At 61.1% G+C, this 18,632-nt stretch carries 18 protein-coding genes; 12 read left to right on the forward strand and 6 right to left on the reverse strand.

Going from position 1 to position 18,632, the window contains the following annotated elements; translation table 11 throughout:
* Nucleotides 1-54 precede the first annotated feature (54 nt).
* Together C453_RS14190 and C453_RS14195 are read left to right on the forward strand one after the other, a co-directional pair.
* Complete coding sequence (locus C453_RS14190) at nt 55-975, forward strand: alpha/beta fold hydrolase (protein ID WP_008325409.1); 921 nt, start codon at nt 55-57, stop codon at nt 973-975.
* Between the two features lie 13 nt (nt 976-988).
* A complete protein-coding gene (locus C453_RS14195; RefSeq protein WP_008325411.1) occupies nt 989-2,047 on the forward strand; it encodes a methyltransferase in 1,059 nt (352 codons plus the stop codon).
* A gap of 44 nt (nt 2,048-2,091) precedes the next feature.
* Here C453_RS14195 and C453_RS14200 read toward each other — a convergent pair whose 3' ends face one another.
* Complete coding sequence (locus C453_RS14200; RefSeq protein ID WP_008325412.1) at nt 2,092-2,904, reverse strand: helix-turn-helix domain-containing protein; 813 nt, start codon at nt 2,902-2,904, stop codon at nt 2,092-2,094.
* A gap of 174 nt (nt 2,905-3,078) precedes the next feature.
* On the opposite strand from C453_RS14200, the gene C453_RS14205 reads away from it, so the two are divergent.
* The 6 genes from C453_RS14205 (at nt 3,079) to C453_RS14230 (ending at nt 9,358) form a co-directional block, all read left to right on the forward strand.
* Nucleotides 3,079-4,122, forward strand: a complete 1,044-nt coding sequence (locus C453_RS14205) for a DUF1611 domain-containing protein (protein WP_008325414.1) — start codon at nt 3,079-3,081, stop codon at nt 4,120-4,122.
* Entirely contained in the window at nt 4,119-5,174 is a 1,056-nt protein-coding gene (locus C453_RS14210) for a dipeptide epimerase (protein WP_008325416.1), read from the forward strand. Before C453_RS14205 ends, C453_RS14210 begins: the two co-directional genes overlap by 4 nt.
* Before the next feature lie 193 nt (nt 5,175-5,367).
* On the forward strand, nt 5,368-6,357 hold the full coding sequence (locus C453_RS14215) for a ring-cleaving dioxygenase (protein ID WP_008325417.1): 990 nt from the start codon (nt 5,368-5,370) through the stop codon (nt 6,355-6,357).
* Between the two features lie 98 nt (nt 6,358-6,455).
* Complete coding sequence (locus C453_RS14220; protein ID WP_008325418.1) at nt 6,456-7,403, forward strand: alpha/beta fold hydrolase; 948 nt, start codon at nt 6,456-6,458, stop codon at nt 7,401-7,403.
* A gap of 34 nt (nt 7,404-7,437) precedes the next feature.
* Entirely contained in the window at nt 7,438-8,082 is a 645-nt protein-coding gene (locus tag C453_RS14225) for a helix-turn-helix domain-containing protein (RefSeq protein WP_049907709.1), read from the forward strand.
* Between the two features lie 163 nt (nt 8,083-8,245).
* Nucleotides 8,246-9,358: a pyridoxal-phosphate-dependent aminotransferase family protein gene (locus tag C453_RS14230; protein ID WP_008325421.1), complete on the forward strand. Its 1,113-nt coding sequence runs from the start codon at nt 8,246-8,248 to the stop codon at nt 9,356-9,358.
* 65 nt (nt 9,359-9,423) lie between these two features.
* Here the strand turns inward: C453_RS14230 and C453_RS14235 are convergent, their stop codons facing one another.
* A complete protein-coding gene (locus C453_RS14235) occupies nt 9,424-9,975 on the reverse strand; it encodes a GNAT family N-acetyltransferase (protein WP_008325423.1) in 552 nt (183 codons plus the stop codon).
* Between the two features lie 151 nt (nt 9,976-10,126).
* Between C453_RS14235 and C453_RS14240 the strand changes: the two genes are divergently transcribed.
* Nucleotides 10,127-11,539, forward strand: coding sequence for an ATP-binding protein (locus tag C453_RS14240; RefSeq protein ID WP_008325424.1), 1,413 nt, complete (start codon nt 10,127-10,129; stop codon nt 11,537-11,539).
* Between the two features lie 150 nt (nt 11,540-11,689).
* A complete protein-coding gene (gene dpsA / locus C453_RS14245; RefSeq protein ID WP_008325425.1) occupies nt 11,690-12,235 on the forward strand; it encodes a DNA starvation/stationary phase protection protein DpsA in 546 nt (181 codons plus the stop codon).
* An 18-nt stretch (nt 12,236-12,253) separates the two neighbouring features.
* On the opposite strand, the gene C453_RS14250 is transcribed toward dpsA, so the two are convergent.
* Nucleotides 12,254-12,562 carry an amphi-Trp domain-containing protein gene (locus C453_RS14250; protein WP_008325426.1) on the reverse strand — a complete coding sequence of 103 codons (309 nt, stop codon included), beginning with the start codon at nt 12,560-12,562 and terminating at the stop codon, nt 12,254-12,256.
* Between the two features lie 10 nt (nt 12,563-12,572).
* Complete coding sequence (locus C453_RS20460; RefSeq protein ID WP_169316552.1) at nt 12,573-12,740, reverse strand: hypothetical protein; 168 nt, start codon at nt 12,738-12,740, stop codon at nt 12,573-12,575.
* 178 nt (nt 12,741-12,918) lie between these two features.
* Between C453_RS20460 and C453_RS14255 the strand changes: the two genes are divergently transcribed.
* Both C453_RS14255 and C453_RS14260 read left to right on the forward strand, forming a co-directional pair.
* On the forward strand, nt 12,919-14,229 hold the full coding sequence (locus tag C453_RS14255) for an alpha/beta hydrolase family protein (protein WP_008325427.1): 1,311 nt from the start codon (nt 12,919-12,921) through the stop codon (nt 14,227-14,229).
* A 109-nt stretch (nt 14,230-14,338) separates the two neighbouring features.
* Complete coding sequence (locus C453_RS14260) at nt 14,339-15,592, forward strand: PAS domain S-box protein (RefSeq protein WP_008325428.1); 1,254 nt, start codon at nt 14,339-14,341, stop codon at nt 15,590-15,592.
* Nucleotides 15,593-15,661: 69 nt separating this feature from the next.
* Here C453_RS14260 and C453_RS14265 read toward each other — a convergent pair whose 3' ends face one another.
* Nucleotides 15,662-16,729 carry a CNNM domain-containing protein gene (locus tag C453_RS14265; RefSeq protein WP_193788073.1) on the reverse strand — a complete coding sequence of 356 codons (1,068 nt, stop codon included), beginning with the start codon at nt 16,727-16,729 and terminating at the stop codon, nt 15,662-15,664.
* 164 nt (nt 16,730-16,893) lie between these two features.
* The gene (locus C453_RS14270) at nt 16,894-18,579 is read right to left on the reverse strand and encodes a potassium channel family protein (protein WP_008325432.1); all 1,686 of its coding nucleotides are present in this window, start codon (nt 18,577-18,579) and stop codon (nt 16,894-16,896) included.
* Between the last annotated feature and the right edge of the window lie 53 nt (nt 18,580-18,632).

Consider the following 18,632-nt stretch of genomic DNA (forward strand, 5'->3'; position numbering starts at 1 on the left):
GTCCGGGGTCGTATCGAGAGACACCGTTTTGTTCACAGTGAGCGTATCTCTCGCATGGTTCGTGGTGAGGGTGGGGAGCCAACGACCGGTGGGTCGGTCGCTGGAGGCGACACAACAACCGACACGGTCCAGACCGGAGATATCGAGACGTACTACGAGCGGCGCGGCGACGGCCCGCCAATCGTGTTCATCCACGGAATGTTCATGAGCACGACCGAGTGGGGACCGCAGGTAGATACGCTCAGTGACGAATTCACGACCATCACCTACGACGTGCGCGGTCACGGACACACCGGCGGTTCCGACCGCGACCCGTACTCGATGGACCTGTATGCCGCGGACCTCGGGGCGCTCCTGTCGGAACTGGACATCGAAAATCCGATTCTCTGCGGGCTTTCGATGGGGGGCTGTATCGCGCAGGTGTACGCGGCCGCCCATCCCGATAGGGTCGCCGGGCTTGTCCTCTCGGACACGTTCACCGCCGCCCCGCTTCCACTGTCCGGGCGACTCATCTTCTCGAACCTGCGGTTCTTCGCCCTGCTCGACCGCGTCATCAGATACCCGACGCTGAACAAAATCCAACTCCGGGTCGGCAACCTCCTCTCGCCGGGTATTGCGACCGACGCCGACAGAATTCAGCGACTCGTCGAAGACGCGCCGCGGATTTCACACGCCGAATTCGCCAAGATTGCCAGGGCGATGGCGCGGTTCCCAGAGAGCGACTTCGACGGGTCTGAAATCGACGTGCCGGTGTTGCTGCTGTACGGTGAACACGCGCCGAAGGCATTCCGGACCATGCACACGCGCCTCGCCGAGTCACTCACGAACGCCGACGTAGCAGTGACTGTCGTCCCCGATGCGGGCCACGCCTCGAACATCGACAACCCGGCGTTCTTCACCGCGGAGGTGCGGGAGTTCGCGCACGAGGTAACGGGTGCGACGGGAGATGCAACCGCAGCGGGAGACGTCCTCTGACACGAGGAACACAATGCCAGTCAATCCAAATTTCCTCGAACGCCTGCTGTTGCTCCGGCTCGACAAGGGACCTGCACCAATCTTGGACCTATTTGGCGCGTCGACGTTCGAAGCGGTGGTGCTCGCGCTCGATATCGGTCTTTTCGACGAACTCGCGTCAGCGGGAGCGCCACTGTCTGCGACCGAGCTCGCCGACCGACTCGATGCGGACGCAAACGCCATCGAGGTGCTGTTGACGTTCCTCGACGCACAGGGGTACGTCACCAAAAACGGAGGCCGATACCGGAATACCCGGATGACGACGAAGTGGCTGCTCACGGCGTCGGAGACGAACATGGCCCCGTGGCTCACATTCTGGGACGAACTCGTCTTCCCGTTTTGGGAGGACAACTTCGAGACGGTCGTCCGCGAGGGCCACCCACCGCAGACGATTTACGAGTGGTTCGACGAAGAGCCGACGCGCTGGGAGACTGCCCAGAAGGGATTCCGCGCGGCAGCGAGTGTCGTCGGCGGCGAGGTAGCCGACGCCGTCGACATCCCTGACGGCGCGACCCGCCTCCTCGACGTTGGCGGCGGGCACGGCCTGTACGCGATTGAACTGTGTCGGCGGCACCCGAATCTTTCAGCCGTCGTCTTCGACTACCCCGAGGCACTGGATGTCGCCCGAGAAGAGATTACAGCGGCGGGCCTCGAAGACCGCGTCGAGGTTGCTGGCGGCGACTACTGGGAAGACGACCTCGGCGCTGAACACGACGTTGTGCTCGTGTTCAACGTCATCCACGCCCACGACGACGCGGAAAACAGGCGGTTGTTCGAACGCGTCGGCGACTCGCTCCGTCCCGGTGGCCAACTCGTCGTGCTCGACCAACTGGCGGGCACCGCGAGAATGCCAGTCGGAAAGACGGGACACGGGTTCGTCGGGCTGACGTATCTAGTCACGTTGGACGCGACTATCCACCCGTACGAAGCGGTCCGCAAGTGGCTTCGTGAGGCAGGCTTCGACGACGTACGTCGGACCGCAATTCGACGTGCTGGACCGGGGCAGACGGTCGTACAGGCGACGAAACGGTAGCTTGGTGAGACAGTATCGCTGACAGCAGGAATTTGTATGCCGGGTCAGTCGCCCCCGAGGAGCGTCGCCTCGACTTTCCGAAGATGCTCGTGGAGCGTCGTCTTCGAGATACCGAGTTCGTCGGCGAGGTCGCTGCCGGATACCGCCCGTGGAACGGAGTAATACCCGTGTTCTCGGGCGTGTTCGAACACCTCTCGTTGGCGGTCCGTCAGGAGTTCGACGTTCACGCTTGGGGAATCGGTGCGTCCCCGACTCGAAATTGTTCGAATCTCGATGACTGCGTCTTTCTCCTCGCAGACCGCGTCCAGTCGCTCCTGTATCTTCGAGCGCGGGTCGTCGACAGCGACAGTCCAGTACTCCCACCCGTCTCTGATTCGAACCGGCTCTTGCGGTAGGAACCCCCGTGAGACGAGCGCGTCGTAGATGCTGCCCTCCGGTTCGTACTCGACGAGCAGACTTCTGTGGGCCTTGTTTGAGAGGACGGAGTCACTGCCGAACTCGCGCCGGCTGTACATCTCGGTCACGGACGCGGTGTGTTCGGACGCGTTCGTCGCGCGGACGAGGTCGTCCAGCGCTGCCGATGATTCCGCGTAGCCCACGACGTGCGTCTTCACCTGTCCCTCGACGAGATACGTCTCGTTGACCAGCAACCGCGCGTCCGTCTCGGCGGTCACCTCGTTCATCCAGCAGTTGGGGTGGGTCAGTTTGAGGACGAGGCGGTAGCCCCCGCGGGCGTCGCCTTCGGATGTGTCTGTTTGGTCACCCTCTGGACGGTCCGGGCCGTCGCCTTCTGGGAGGTCCGGCTGGTCGTCGCTTTCTACGTGGTTCGACTGGTCGTCGTCAGCGTCGAGTGACATCGCGTGTGTTGCTCCGTTTGGTCGAGTATCGAGTAGTTCCACGCTGGCCGTGGAGACTGTTTCGGACAGCGGCGTCCGGCGTGTTCACCCTGGTATTCGTGACTGGTCGTACTACTACGTGGGACCGGACATGTGTGGTTCTGGTACTTTAGCCGACTCCGGGTGTCTTCCTGTATGCACCTCTCCGAAGCGTTCGAGCACAACACCCCGAGTATCGTCCTCGCCGAAGGCGAATTCGGTCGTACCGGCGGCAAAACAGCGAACGGCGTCGTCGCGCACAGCGACGTCTTCGACGCCCACGCGGTCATCGACTCGACCTGTGCGGCATCGGACGCAGGCGCAGTTCTCGATAGGGACGACGTCTCGGACGTGCCTGTCGTCGACAGCATGGACGATGCGCTCGAAGCGGCTCCCGAGGCTGAGGCGCTCGTCATCGGCGTGGCTCCCGCGGGCGGTGACCTTCCGGATTCGTGGGTCGAAGACATCGAGCAGGCGATGCGAGCAGGCTGCGACGTGGTTTCGGGCCTCCACGTCTTCCTCTCGGAGGACGAGGAGTGGCGCGCCCTCGCAGACGACTGTGACGTCGAGTTGTTCGACGTTCGGAAGCCGCCGGAGACAGCCGACCTTCGGGTGGCTGACGGGCGTTCACTGGACGTGGATGCGGCCGTCGTGTTGACGATGGGAACCGACTGCGCCGTCGGGAAGCGAACCACGACGTTCGAACTGTATCGGGCCGCACGCCGTGCCGGACTCGACGCTGGGTGGGTCGCAACCGGGCAAACCGGACTCATGATTGGGGCCGACCGCGGCGTCGTCATCGACCGCGTCCCTGCGGACTTCGCCTCCGGGGTCGTCGAAGACCTCGTCTGCGCCGTCGCGGAAGACCACGAGTACGTCTTCGTCGAGGGACAGGCAGCGCTCAGGCATCACGCGTACGCGGGAGTGACGCTGTCACTCCTGCACGGTGCCGCGCCGGATGCGGTCGTCCTCGTCGACGACCCGAGCAGGGAGACACGGACGCACTTCGAGCGGTTGTCGGTCGCTGGTGCGGCTGCCGAGCAGCGTGCTATCGAAGCGCTCTCCGACACCACGGTCGCCGCGGTCTCGACGTGGGCCGACGAGGCCGACGCACCGGACCTGTACGACCTCCCGGCGGCGAACGTCTACGCCCACGACGGACCGGAAAAACTTCTCAGCGCAGTTCAGGACGCACTATGACCGTCATTACGAAACTCTCCGCGAACGCCCACGACCTCCCGCTCGAACACCCGTTCGAAATCAGTCTCGGCGCGCGCGAACAGGCGAGAAACGTGCTCGTGACCGTCGAGACGGAATCGGGCGTTCGCGGATACGGAGAAGGGTCGCCGATGCCGCCGGTAACTGGCGAGACACAGCAGAGCGCGCTCGCGACCGCTCGTGCCGCCGCGAACATCGTCGAAGGACGCGACAGCAGAAACTACCGGGCGCTGGTCCGCGACATCCGGCGCTCGTTTCCGGGGATGGTGTCGGCGCTGTTCGCCGTCGAGACGGCCATCCTCGACGCGTACTGTCGTCACCGGGGAATCCCACTCGCGGAGCTGTTCGGCGGGCGCCCTAAACCGGTGCAGACCGACGTGACGATACCAATCCTTCCACCGGAGACGGCGGCTCAGCGGGCTGAGGAAGCGGCCAGCGCGGGCTTCGACCACCTCAAAATCAAGACGGGGAACACGGTCGAAGCAGACCTCGAACGGGTCGCCGCCGTTCACGAAGCCGCGCCGGATGCGGCCCTCAAAGTAGACGCGAATCAAGGGTGGACACCGGTCGAAGCCGAACGGTTCGTAGACAGGGTTACGTCGCGCGGCATCGGCCTCGCGCTCCTCGAACAACCGGTGTCGAAAGACGATATCGTGGGTCTGTCCCGGGTTCGGGAGGGCGTTTCCGTCCCTGTTGCGGCCGACGAGGCGGTCTTTTCACCCGCCGATGCGATGCGCGTCGTTCGGGAAGACGCGGCGGACATCATCAACGTCAAACTCGGCAAGTCGGGGCTTCTGAACGCGGCGGCCATCGCCGAAATCGCCGAGGCGGCGAATCTGGAACTGATGGTCGGCTGTATGTTGGAGAGCGCGGTGGGTATCCACGCCAGCGCGCACCTCGTTTCCGGCGTCGGGTCGTTCGACTACATCGACCTCGATGGGAACCTCCTCCTCGCCGAAGATGTCGTCGAGACCGAGTTCAGCCCGCAGGTCATTCCGTCGGGACCGGGCCACGGCATCTCGATTTCGGACTGACTGTCGAGTACCGGCGGCGGTGGGCTACAAGTACCGACTACGGGGGACTGCAAGCGCCGACTGCGAGGTCTTCATAGCTCTCGGCGTCACACGGCGGTGACTCGCCCCGCCACACGAGCCGACTGTCCGCGCTGTCACCCGGTAACCCTCACGTCAGCAGAGACTCAAGTCATTTCAGCCCGTACTCTGGACGATGACAGACCCTACCCCCAGTCCCGGGATTCACCACGTGACGTGCATCGCGGGCGACCCACAGCAGAATCTCGGCTTCTGGGTCGAGACGCTCGGCCTCCGACTCGCCAAGCGCTCTATCAATCAGGACGACCCCAGCGCGTACCACTTCTTCTTCACGGACGCCGAGGGGACGCCCGGAACGAGTATGACGTTCTTCCCATGGAAAGACCTCCCGCGTGGGTCGGTCGGCACCGGACAGGTCTCGCGGACTGCGTTCCGTGTTCCCGACGGGAGCCTCGACTACTGGGAAGACCGATTCGACGACTACGGCGTCGAGTACGACGACCGAATCGAGCGATTCGGCGAGACCGTCCTTCCCTTCCGCGACCCCGACGGCCTTCCGGTCGAACTCGTCGAAGTCGAGATCCCCGACGACGACCCGACCGTCCCGTGGACCGAATTCGTCCCCGAGGAAGCTGCGATTCGCGGGTTCCACTCGGTGACACTCTGGGAAGCAGACCCCGAGCCGACGATAAACCTGCTCGAAACGATGGGCTTCGAGGAAGTCGCCAGCGAGCAGTCGGAAGGCGACGCCCAGGGCGACGAGCGACAGAGATTCGCCGCGCAGGGTCCGGTCGGGAAGTACGTCGACGTGCTACCGACCATCGAGAGCAGTCGGCAGGGCCGCGGGACGGTCCACCACGTTGCCTTCCAGACGCCCACGGACGAGGACCAAGCGTCGATTCGAAACGCCGTGCTGTCGATGGGACTGCGACCGACCACCCAGATAAACCGCCACTGGTTCCGTTCGGTGTACTTCCGAGAGTTCGGCGGTGTGCTGTTCGAACTCGCCACGAACGGACCGGGATACACGAGCGACGAACCGCTGGACGAACTCGGGGAGCGACTCGTCCTTCCGGGTGAGTTCGAGGACCGGCGCGACGAAATCGAGGCCGGTCTCCCGGACGTGACGATACCGCGGGCAGAGTCCGCGGAAGCGGACGACTGAGGCGGCGTCGATTACGAGCCAAACCCAGTCCCGGATACAAATACCGCCGGATGAGTCCGGCACCAGTCACACCCTTCGGCGACGAGAACTCCCACTGAATGGAGACACGGATTCCAGAGTCGGTTCGGGAGCGAACGAATCGGGACGGTTCGCACGTCGAAACCGTTTCAGTCGGTGACGACCGGCAGGTGGCCTACACCGAATACGGGTGCTCGGACGGCGTCCCGGTCGTGTTCTTTCACGGGACTCCCGGTTCGCGATTGTTGGCAGCGCTGTTCGACACCGCCGCGACGGAACACGGCGTGCGACTGCTCGCGTTCGATAGGCCCGGGTACGGGAACTCGACGCCGTGGGACTGCTCGATAGGAGACGCCGGACACCTCGTTAGTGCCATCCTCGACGACGCTGGCGTCGAGTCAGCCGGTCTCGTCGCCTTCTCCGGCGGTGCGCCGTACGCGCTTTCGACCGCAGCGACGCACTCCGAACGCGTCTCTCGCGTCGATGTCGTCGCCGGAGCGACGCCTCCCGAAGTCGGCTCGGAAACGCCTGCTCCCCTGCGAGTTCTCAGGGGACTGGCGACGGCTGTACCGTCGATTCTTCGTGGACTCTTTCGCGGTCAAGCGTGGCTTGCAGACCGATTCGACCCGTCGTTCGTCGTCTCGCAGTACACGACGAGTGAGACTGCCGAGACGGCAGACCCGATTCCCGATGCTGTCGCGACGGTCGTGAAGGAAGATTTCGTAGAGGCGTTCCGCACCTCCAGACGCGGTGCCGTCACCGAGTTCCGAGCGACCGCGACAGAATGGGATATCCAGCTCGACGACATCGAGACAGAGGTGTGCTTCTGGCACGGAGACGACGATACGAACGTCCCGATAGCGGGGGTTCGAACAGTCCACGAACGCGTGCCGACTGCGCAGTTGACGGTCGTCGACGACGCCGACCACTTGCGAACGCTCCTGCAGAGTGTGCCGAAAGCCCTCGCTACCTACGACGGAGAGTCCGACCGCCGCCGCTCTGAGGCGAGCGCACATCGGACCGATTGATACCATGGAAGACAGAACGATGTCCACCCTCGGTATGAAACACATCCAGTTTTCGGTCACGTATCCCGAGCGATTCGTCCACCCGCTGCACGACCGGCTTATGGACGAGACGGGTGCGTCTCGGGCTGAGCTCCTGATGTGGAGTCCGACGGCGGACGCGACGACGCTATTCTGGTGCGACGGCGACCGGACCGCGACCGAACGAATCGTCGCCAGTATCGACTCGCTCCGTTCGAGTCACTTCGTCGAGGACGTCGATGGGACCTACGTGTTCCTCCAGCAGGACGGCTACGAGTTCGCTCCGGCCCTGCTGGAAACAATCGCGGAGTCGCACGTCATCTTCCTTCCGCCGGTCGTCTTCCGTGCGGACGGGACGGTCCGGTTCGAAGCAGTCGGTGAAGCCACGGCTCTCAGTGCATTCCACGACGACCTTTCCGAACTCGGCGACATGACTATCGAACGCGTCCACGAGTTCGCGCGTCGAACGTCGCCCTCACAGCTCACCCCTCGGCAACAAGACGCCCTCGAAGTCGCGGTCGCTGTCGGCTATTACGAACGTCCCCGAGAGGGGTCAGTTGCAGACGTCGCGGACGCGCTCGACTGCTCGACGAGTACGGCGGGAGAACTGATACGGAAAGCAGAGGCCGCTGTCCTCGAATCCTACGTCGAGACGTTGTGACGGAAATCGTGGGAGGCGGCAGGGAGTTTCCCTCAAGCACGTCCGCCTCGCGGGGTCGCTCCCGAGTCGCGGCGTGTCTCCGCTGTCGGCCAACCCGTATATGGTCGGAATCAAAACTACCATGCCATCCCGCTACACAGTACTCGGTACTTAGGTGGTTCATGTGACCGAGAAACGCGAATACACGGGCGACTATCCCGAAAAGAAGCTGTATATCCCGGGTCCGACAGGGGTTCGCGACGACGTCATCGAGGCGATGTCCGAACCAATGTTCGGCCACCGAATGGACCGGATGACGGACCTCTATACGACTATCGTCGAGGACACGAAGGAGTTCCTCGGCACCGACAACGACGTCATCATCCTCACCGGCTCTGGCACCGAGTTCTGGGAGGCTTCGACGCTCAACCTCGTCGACGAGAACATCCTCGTCCCGACGTGCGGGAGTTTCAGCGAGCGCCACGCCAACGTGGCCGAGCGACTGGGCAAGAACGTCGACCGTCTCGAATACGAGTGGGGACAGGCAATCAAGCCTGAAGACATCCGCGAGACACTGGAGTCGAGCGACAAGCACTACGACGTGGTCGCGACGGTGATGAACGAGAGTTCGACCGGCGTCCGAAACCCAATCGAAGAAATCGGTGACGTCGTCGCGGAGTACCCAGACACGTACTTCGTCGTCGACGCCGTCTCCTCGCTCGGCGGCGACTACGTCGACATCGACGAGCACAACATCGACGTGCTCTTCGCGTCGTCGCAGAAGGCGTTCGCGATGCCGCCGGGACTGGCGGTTTGCACCGTCAGCGAGGACGCCTACCAGCGCGAAGTCGAGAAGGATTCCGCGTCGTGGTACGGTGGCTTCCAGCGCTGCATCGACTACTACGACCGGAAGGGCCAGACACACTCCACGCCGGCGATTCCCATCATGCTGGCCTACCGAAAGCAGATGAAGTACATGCTCGAAGAGGGCCACAAGGGGCGCAGCGAGCGCCACCGAGAGATGGCCGAGTACACTCGCAACTGGGCGTACGAGCACTTCGATATGTTCCCCGAGGAGGGCTACGAATCGCAGACGGTGGCCTGTATCGAGAACACGCAGGGCATCGACGTGGCTGGCACCATCGAAGAAGTCTCCGAGAAGTACGACATGGTCTTCTCGAACGGCTACGGTTCGACGCTCGGCGAGAAGACGTTCCGCATCGGTCACATGGGCGAACACACCGTCAAGTCCATCAAGGAACTCACCGACGCTATCGAAGACGTCGCTGACCTGTAACTGACCGTTCGGACGCCCTTCGGGAAGCGGAAGCGACGAAGTACCGGGGAGATTCGGTCGTCAACCTACTGCTGCTGCCACTCGTCTCGGAGTAAGCCGTAGCAAAGCACGTCGTGATAGTCACCGCGGTACCACGCGGCTTGTCGTAACGTTCCTTCGTGCTCGAATCCGAGTGACTCCAGAAGGGCAGCCGAGGCTTCGTTGAAGCTCCCGATTTGGGCGTACACTCGTCGCAGATTCCGGTCTTCGAACGCGTACTGCACCATCTGCCGAGCGGCATCCGACCCGTACCCCTGCCCGTGGTGTTCGGGTGCGAGCCAGTACGCCAGTTCGATAGACCGCGCTCGACTCGTCTCGTCGGGTCCGTACTGCGACTCAGTCAGCGAGACGACGCCGACCGGTTCCTCGTCGGCGCACACGAGACAGTGTACTCCGTCAGTGCCAGAGAGGACGCTGTCGTAGAATTCCTCGATTTGCGCGTCGTTCGTGGGGTTGATATCTAGCGCCGGTCGCCAGACTGCGGGGTCGTTCATAACGCGCTGGATAAATTCGATGTCGTCACGTTCGATTGGCCGGAGCGTCACGTCTTCGCCTCGCAAAAAGACCGGGCCGGGCATGAGGCTCCGTACAAATCCACGTTGTAAGTGTTTTCTGTCTAACCGATATGTGGAATCTATATGGGTTAATCGCTTGGAAGCAGCAGTTCTATTCTCAGAATCGAATATCGGGGGCGAGGGGTTATAATGGAGAATCCGCCACTCCACATCTATGTCGCGCGACGACTCGCTCTCTATTCTTATTGTCGATGACAGTGCCTTCTTCGTCTCTCTTCTCGCCGACAAACTCGAGTCGAATTACGGGATGACGACAACGATGGCGACGAACGCTGGCGAGGCGATGTTGGAGTTAAATCGTAAACCGGTCGACTGTATCGTGAGCGATTTCCGAATGCCCGAGACGGACGGGTTAGAGCTCTACGAGATGGTCGACGAGCAGTACGACATCCCGTTTATCCTCCTTACTGGGGAAGGCGGTGAGGAGATTGCGAGTCGCGCAATCAGGATGGGTATCGACGAATACCTGATGAAACAGGCCGTGCGGGAGGACGAACCGCTCGAACTTCTCGTCAATCGCATCCAAAACGTCGTCGAGCAGCGCCGGACGCAACGAAAGTACGAACGATTGGTCGACAACACCCCGGACGAAATCGGCCAAATCAGCCTCACGGGTGAGATTCTCGCTGCAAACGAGACGATGGCGATTGCGTTCGACGTCTCACAAAAAGAGCTCGTCGGCAAGCAGTTGTCGGAGTTCATCCCAGACGACGTTGCGGCCACGCGACTCAAACAGAGTAAGCGTGCGATTACCGCCGGGAGTGCAGTCACCTTTCAGGATAGCATCGGCGTGCGACACTTCCACAATATCGCGGTGCCACTCTCGACGGCAGGCGAGGTCGATTCAGTACAGCTCGTGACGCGGGAGATAACGCATCAAAAACGCAACGAGCAGGAGTTAGAGCAGAAGACCGAGAAACTCTCGATGATCAATCGAATCGTCCGCCACGACATCAACAACGACGTCCAGCTCCTGATGGGATGGGCTGACATCGTCAGAGACCACGTCGACGAGGCGGGGATGGCGACTGTGGACCGCATCGACGACACGAGTAGCCACATCGCCGAACTCACAGCTATCGCTCGCGACTTCGTCGAGTCGCTGGAGGACGACACCGAAATCGACCTCGAGTTCGTCAACCTCGGCCGGACCATCAAAGCCGAGGTCGACAAGAAACGAACGGCGTACGAAGACGCGACCTTCGTCGTCGACGAACTCCCGGTGATACGGGTCCGCGCCAACGAGTTATTGACGTCTGTGTTCGGCAATATTCTGAGCAACGCAGTCCGGCACAACGACTCGGCGGAGCCCGAAGTCCACGTCGATTTCCACGAAACCGAGTCGGATGTCGTCGTGGAGGTGGCCGACAACGGCCCGGGTGTTCCCGACGAGCGCAAAGAAGAAATCTTCGGGAAGGGACGGATGGGACCGAAAAGTCCCGGTACAGGAGTCGGTCTCCACCTCGTCTACACACTGGTCAACCAGTACGGCGGCGACGTATGGGTCGAAGACAACGAACCACGCGGTTCTATTTTCGTCGTCAAGCTTCCGAAGCCGACGAACTAGTTCAGCGGTCCCAAAAACCCGGCCGGGGCGGTTTCTAACGATCGTTTTGTCAATTTGACGCCGCCATACCGCACGGTTTGGTCGATTTCGCTGGTGGATGCGTTACTCCACTGTGAATCTATAAGTGTTCACAAGTAGCATACTATGCTCATGAGCACGCAAAAGAACGTTCGTCAAGAAGCAGGCACAGTCGGGGGAAACCCGCTCCGTCTCGAAGAGGAGAAAGCCGAGCAGATAATCGACGCGCTGAACACGGACCTCGCGGACGCGTACGTCCTCTACCACCAGCTACACAAGCATCACTGGAACGTCGAGGGGGCAGAACACCTCGGTATCCATCGCTTCCTCCAAGAGGCATACGAGGAAGTCGAGGAGGCGGCCGACGAAATCGCCGAGCGCGTGCAGGCACTTGGCGGTGTTCCGAACGCCAGCATGGCCACGCTGTCGGACGTCGCGACCGTCGAGCCTGAAGACGAAGACGTGAACGACATTCGGACGTCGCTCTCGAACGACCTCGATATGTACGGCGACATCATCGAGAGCTACCGCGAGCACATCGAACTCGCGGAGGGACTCGGTGACCACGGGACTGCGCACATGCTCCGCGAGCAAATCATCGAAGTCGAAGAACACGCGCACGTCATCGACCACTACCTCGAAGACGACACGCTCGTCCTCGACTCGGCAACGAAGTAACGAGAGCCTGTCGAGAGGCTATCGAATGTCCGGTCCTTTTTGGTCAGTTCGTCCCGGGAGCTCCAGTTCAATTTCGAGTTCGGGGTCGTCAACGCCGTCGAAGTCGATTTCGAGTTCGATTGGCTCGCCGAACGCGAACGGCAGTTCCCACTTTTCGTCGACGATACGAAGCTCGTCGTCGTCGCGGAGTTGCTCGCCCAATCGAATCAGGAACTCTCCCGCCTCGGTTGCATCGAGTCGATACTCTTTTTCGAACTCACGGCCGCTTCTGATGATGGTTCGTTCGGTCTCTTCTGCTTCTTCGGTGGTGTCTTGCTCGTCTGTCATTGTGCGGTGATTACTGGCGAACGTCGACGGTCACGTCACTCGAAATCCATCCATCGGTGTTCCCCGATTCGAGAAACACCGTCTTTCCAGGGGAGCTTTCACAAGTCGCTATCTCTGGCCGCTGGGTGGGCTCTGTCTCGGCTGGTTGCCCGCGGCGCGACTGCGTACCAGTGCTCATTGGAACGCTTTAGGCAAACCTAAAGCATAAAGGAAACGGTTTCTGTGGGCGCGTATGGCTTTGTATCGTCCGATTTGAATTATCCAGACTTCGATGGGAACTGTGGAATAACACCGCTGTCTGGCCATCCAAACATGTCAATTTATTTGTCACCCAGGAGACAATCGCTATTCGAACGATGGCCTCCACGAGCACCACCGAAGAGATGGCACGCCAATTCTCGACAGCGTTTCTCGATGAATCGTTCGTCGATGCGGCCGACCTGTTGACCGAAGCGGGTCGGAACGCAGTTACCGACTCGTTTCCCGACGGGTTCAGCGACGCGTCGATGGATGCCGAGGAGGCCTTCGAGACGTACTGGTTGGGACTCTACAGCCAGTACGGGACACCGGCGGGTATCGATGAACTACGTGTCGAGGACAACGAGGTCGCTGTCGCGTTCGAATTCGAGGACGGGACCGTGACGGCGAGACTCGATATCGGCACGGAAGGCGTCGAAAACGTCCAGTTTTCTCCCGAGTACGAGCCACCAGCGTACGCAGACGAGAGCGCCTTCAGCGAGCGTGACGCGACTATCGATGCCGGGGACGTAGACCTCGACGGTGTCCTCGCGGTCCCAGAAGGGGACGGCCCGTTCCCAGCTGTCGTGCTCGTCCACGGTGCCGGTATCCACGACCCGGACGGAACCGCAGGCGCATCGAAAATTCTCAAAGACCTCGCGTGGGGACTCGCCAGCCAAGGTATCGCCACGCTCCGGTACGAGAAACGACTCGCTGACCACGAGGTCGACGACGAGAACTACACGCTCGATACGGTCGTCGTCGACGACGCAGTCGCGGCAGTAGACACGCTCGCCGCTGTCGACGAGGTTGACGAGAGTACCGTGTTCCTTGCGGGCCACAGCCAAGGTGGGATGTGTGGTCCTCGAATTGCTGACCGACACGGTGGTGTTGCGGGCGTCGCCGCGCTCGACGCGCGTGCCGACTCGACGCACGACCCGGAGGACCTCACGTTCCTGCGCTACGAGTTCGAACAGGATGGCGACCTCAGCGAGGACCAAGCGGCGGAACTCGAACGCGAGCGCGAGACGGTTCGCCGCCTCGCCGAGGGCGACTATGACGACGACGAGGTGCTCTGGGGCCGACCGGGGACGTGGCACCGCAGCATGAGAAACTACGACCCTGCTGGGACTGCGAGCGCCCTCGATGTCCCGACGTTCGTCTTGAAGACCTGCCGAGCCGACGAAGAAATGCAGGCAGACCTCGCCGCGTGGTTCCGAGACGAATTCGAGAAGTGGCAGGCCGTGGACCTTGTCGACGGGAGTTGCGTGGAACTCTACGACGGCCTCGACCACTTCTTCCAAGACGGGTTCGAACCCGCCCATCCAATCGGCCTCTTCTTCGGCGGCAACGTCGCCGAACGCGTCGTCTCGGACCTCACCGAATGGGTTTTCGAGGTCGCTTCGAACACACCGAATTCAGCGTCCTAAACGACCGCTTCGAGAGAATCACGTCCGATATCTTCCACTGAATCCACTCCCAGTTCGGGATTCCACACTCGGAACCCATTTGGGCATCCTGATTTTAGGCTTACCTAAAATGAGCAGGCATACGGAACAACTTGTCGGCGCACTCTTCAACGTCCTCAAGACAGAGGGCCACACGGAGGCGCAGCAGTGCTTTATCGAGTCGTATCAGTCTCATGCACCGACACAACGTGAGGAATTAGTTGCGACTCTCGTTTCTGATTTTGTCTCTATCATTCAGGACTATTTGACGCCGCAAGAGCGGGCGGACGTCTTTACGGCGACAGTCGAGTATCTTCGAGAGCAGTTTCTCTCGGTCATCGAAGTCGCGCCCGTCGCAATCATCGTCGTCGCCGAAGACGGGTCTGTGCAGTTGTGGAATACCGGAGCCGAACGCATATTTGGGTGGTCGGAATCCGAGTTTCTGACAGAGTCGTACGCTCGACTGCTCGCCGAACTCCCCGACACGTTCGAGACGTACTTCTCACAACTCCAGCACGGCGAGCGACTGACGGGCATCGAAACTCGCCACCGGCACAAGAACGGTTCGACCATCGACGTTCGACTGTGGGCCGCACCAGTGTACACGACCGGTGACACACCCACCGGTGCGACGTTCGTCATCAGCGACATCACCGCACAGAAACAGCGCGAACAGCGTCTCACCATTCTCAATCGCGTGCTGCGTCACAACATTCGAAACGATATCACCGTGCTTCGCGGGCATCTCGACCTGCTCGCCGACCAGGTTTCGGACGGAAATACGCACGTCGAGGCGATGGAAAAACGGCTGTTGAACATCGAGAGTCTGAGCGAGAGCGCTCGACACATCGAACAGCTTCAGGCGACAGACGGCGAGGAGAGCCTCACGACGTTCGAACTCGGGTCGGAGCTACAGAACCACCTCGACCGCCTCGAGTTAGATTGGCCAGCGGCCGAGATACAGTCGAATATCCGAGAAGGGACCACTATCGAGGCCCACGAACTGTTTCCGTATGCACTCGACAACCTCATCGAAAATGCGGTCGAGCACAACGATTCGGAGACACCTCGGGTGTTCGTCGGGACGTCCTTGGAATCCGAGTCGTCTCAGTACGTCGACCTCGTCATCGAAGACGACGGTCCCGGCCTTCCGAAAGTCGAACGGGAGGTACTGACACGAGAGACAGAGACGGACCTGATGCACAGCGCCGGGATGGGCCTGTGGCTCACTCGGTGGATTATTCGCAGTTCTGGCGGGGAACTCGTCGTCGAACCCAGTCAGTGGGACGGCACGCGAGTCGTGCTCAAATTGCGTCGAGAGCGTCTTTCGCCGGACGATGAATAGTCGAATGAGTCGCGGGCTGGGTCGCAGTTGCGACGACACGTGCCCTCCCCGCGCCTCACGTCGCGGGAACTAGGCGGAGTCAGCGCGCTGGTCGAGTGGGTCTTCGAGTTCGCCCATCACCGCTTCGAGCGCGTCGGTCGCGGTGAGGAGTCCAACGACGGTGCCGTCTTCGATGACGAGCGCTAACTCTTGGTCTTCTGCTTGGAACTGGTCGAACGCGTCGCTGACGTTCGTCTCTGCCGCCAGCGTCATCGTCGGTGCTGCGATGTCGGCGAACGAGAGTGCCCCTTCGTGTAACTCCTCGTAGTGGTCGATAATCGACGGCGCGTACACGACACCATGGAAGTCAGTCAACTCCTCGCCAACGAGTGGGAACCGAGTGTGTGGCGTGTTGCGAATCTGCTCGAAGTTCTCTTCGGGGGTGGCCGTCGTCGAGACGGCGATGATGTCGTCGGCCGGGACCATAATTTCACTAATTGCGAGTTCGTCCACGTCGAGCGCACGGAGCACTTCCTCCCGGCGTTCCTCTGGAAGTTCGCCTTCTTCGAGGAGGGAGTGGAGTCGGTTCCGAAGCTGTGCCCGAGACTCAAGCACCTCTTCTTCGGTTTCGAGCCATGCACCCGTCATCTCGATGCCGAACAGCTTGAGCGTCCCTTTGGCAACCCAGTCACCGAGCGTGATGAGTGGTGAGATGAGCCAGTTGAACCAGTACAGCGGGGTCGCGCCGTACCGACAGACCATCCGCGAGCGTTCGACACCGAGGTACGTCGGCGTCTGCTCGCCGTGGGTGAGGTGCAGGAGGTTGATGATACCGAACGCGATGAGTGCGCCTGCGCCGACCGACGCCAGTGGCGTGTTGGTGAAGTACGGTCTGAACAGCGCGGCCAACGCTGGCTCTGCGACGATACCGACTGCAATGCTCGATGCCGTGATGCCGACCTGGCAGGTCGTCAAGTAAATCTCCAGGTTCTGCGTCATCTCCCACGCCCGCTCCAGCGCGGGCGTGTCACCGATGAATTCTTGTTTGCTGAACTGACGAGCCCGCGTCAACGCGAACTCGATTGCGACGAAAAAGCCGTTTGTCAAGATGAGGGCGAGACCAGCGACCAAGCGGAGGCTAATCTCGAGTGGAGGTATCTGGCTCGGCGAGGTCATCTGGGTGGGAACATTACACTGTGGACTGAAATAAGCAGGGAAGACGGTATCTGGGGGCGTACGCGACTCTCGCGGCCTCTCACCGAGACTATCGCCCAAAACACGACATCGAACCAAGGTGAAAACTCTCCCGCGACCACGACGCCTCAGCTAGCGAGGTCAGTCGGAGAGACGTCGAACCGCTTGAGGAATTTCTGTACTGCTTCGTCGCGCCCGACAATCGTGAGTCGTTCATCGCCGGTGAATCGTCGCTGTGGGTCGATATCCACAGTCTGTCCGTCGCTGTCTTGAATCGCGATGACGCGACAGCCGGTCTGCTCGTAAATACGAGAGTTTGCGAGTGTCTTCCCGGCGAACTCAGCGGCTGGCACTCGAACGAGGCGAATCTGGCTCGCCGGAGCGAGGATGTCTTCACCCCGAAGTTCTTTTGCGACCATCCTCGCGCTCACCCTCGGGACCGACAGGACGTAATCTGCACCGGCGGTAAACGCCTTCTGTGTCGTCTCTGCGTCTCCCACACGGACGAGTATCTCTATTTCGGGGGAGAGAGACTGGGCCAGCGCGGTCGTCAAGAGCGCAATCGAGTCGTCAGGGACGCCGACGACGATGGCTCCTGCGGTCTCCACACCTGCTGCGAGCAAGGCCTCTCGGGACCCGCCATCGCCGACGATGTCGACGCCGTCTCGTTCTTCGAGGTCGATTCCCACGACTTCACCACCAGCCTCCTGAATGACCGACTTGGCAGCCTGTCCGACTTCGCCCAACCCGACGAGAACGAAGCGTTCGTGTTCAGTGAACGACCGAGGCGGTCGAGTGAACTCGTTTAGCTCTTTGAGCGCGGTTTCCTCGCCAGACACCAGGAGGACGGTGTTTGGACGGACGACGGCGTCCGGGCTGGGTGGTAACTGCAACTCGCCGTCGAACCAGGCACCGACGATGGTGGCCCCGGTTCGCTCCCTGACCCTCGTGTCCCGGATTCTGCGACCGACCAACTCGCTCGACTCGGACACGGGAAGTTCCATCAACTTCGTGGTTCCGCCGATTTCGATGGTGTCTCGCAGCTCTGCACTGAACGAGGCGACGGCTTTCTCTGCAAGGCGGTGTCCCATAACTGCGTGCGGAGACAACACAGTGTCCGCACCGACGGTGCGCAGTATCCCTTCCATGTCGCTGTCGTCGGTCAGCGCGATGACGTTGATGTCTGGACGGAGCGTCCGCACAGTGAGTATCGTATTGACGTTCGCGTTGCCAGCGTCGGTAATCACCGCTCGCGCGGTACGGATGCTCGCCCGTTCGAACGTTGCTGCCGATTGCGGAGAGCCGTGAATCGCGGCGTAGCCGCGGTTCGAGAGCGACTCGGCGTCTTCCCGTGAAGACGAAATGAGCACGTAATCGATGCCCAGTTCCTTGAGTTCGTCCAGAAGAATCGCGGAGTCCCGACGGTACTCACAGATGATGACGTGGTCGGACTTCGGACTGAGTCGGTCGTCGAGGTTGACTTGGGCGCTCGTAAACAGCGGAATGATGATGAGACGGAGAGTGAAAAACCCGATTGCGATACCCGAAATCTGAATCGAGGCGACGAACAGGAACATCAGCGGGTGGCTCCAGATATCCGAGTCTTGACCGTATCCCGTGGTCGTCATCGTCTGGATGACGAATTCGAACGAGGCGAAAATCGACTGGTTGACGCCTTCGAGCCGCGCCAGGGCGTAATTGTAGGCCACCGCGTAGAAGACCACGAGTGACACGAGCCCGATGACGTAGTAGATGACGTGTCGGATTCGTCGGCTTGGGCCGAACCGCCGAACCAACTCGGGAATGGAGGTCATTTTGGGACACGCATAGTAGTACGGAAACAGACAAAACAGTGTGTGCTCTCGGC

Source organism: Haloferax elongans ATCC BAA-1513, assembly GCF_000336755.1.
In the GTDB taxonomy this organism is placed as follows: domain Archaea; phylum Halobacteriota; class Halobacteria; order Halobacteriales; family Haloferacaceae; genus Haloferax; species Haloferax elongans.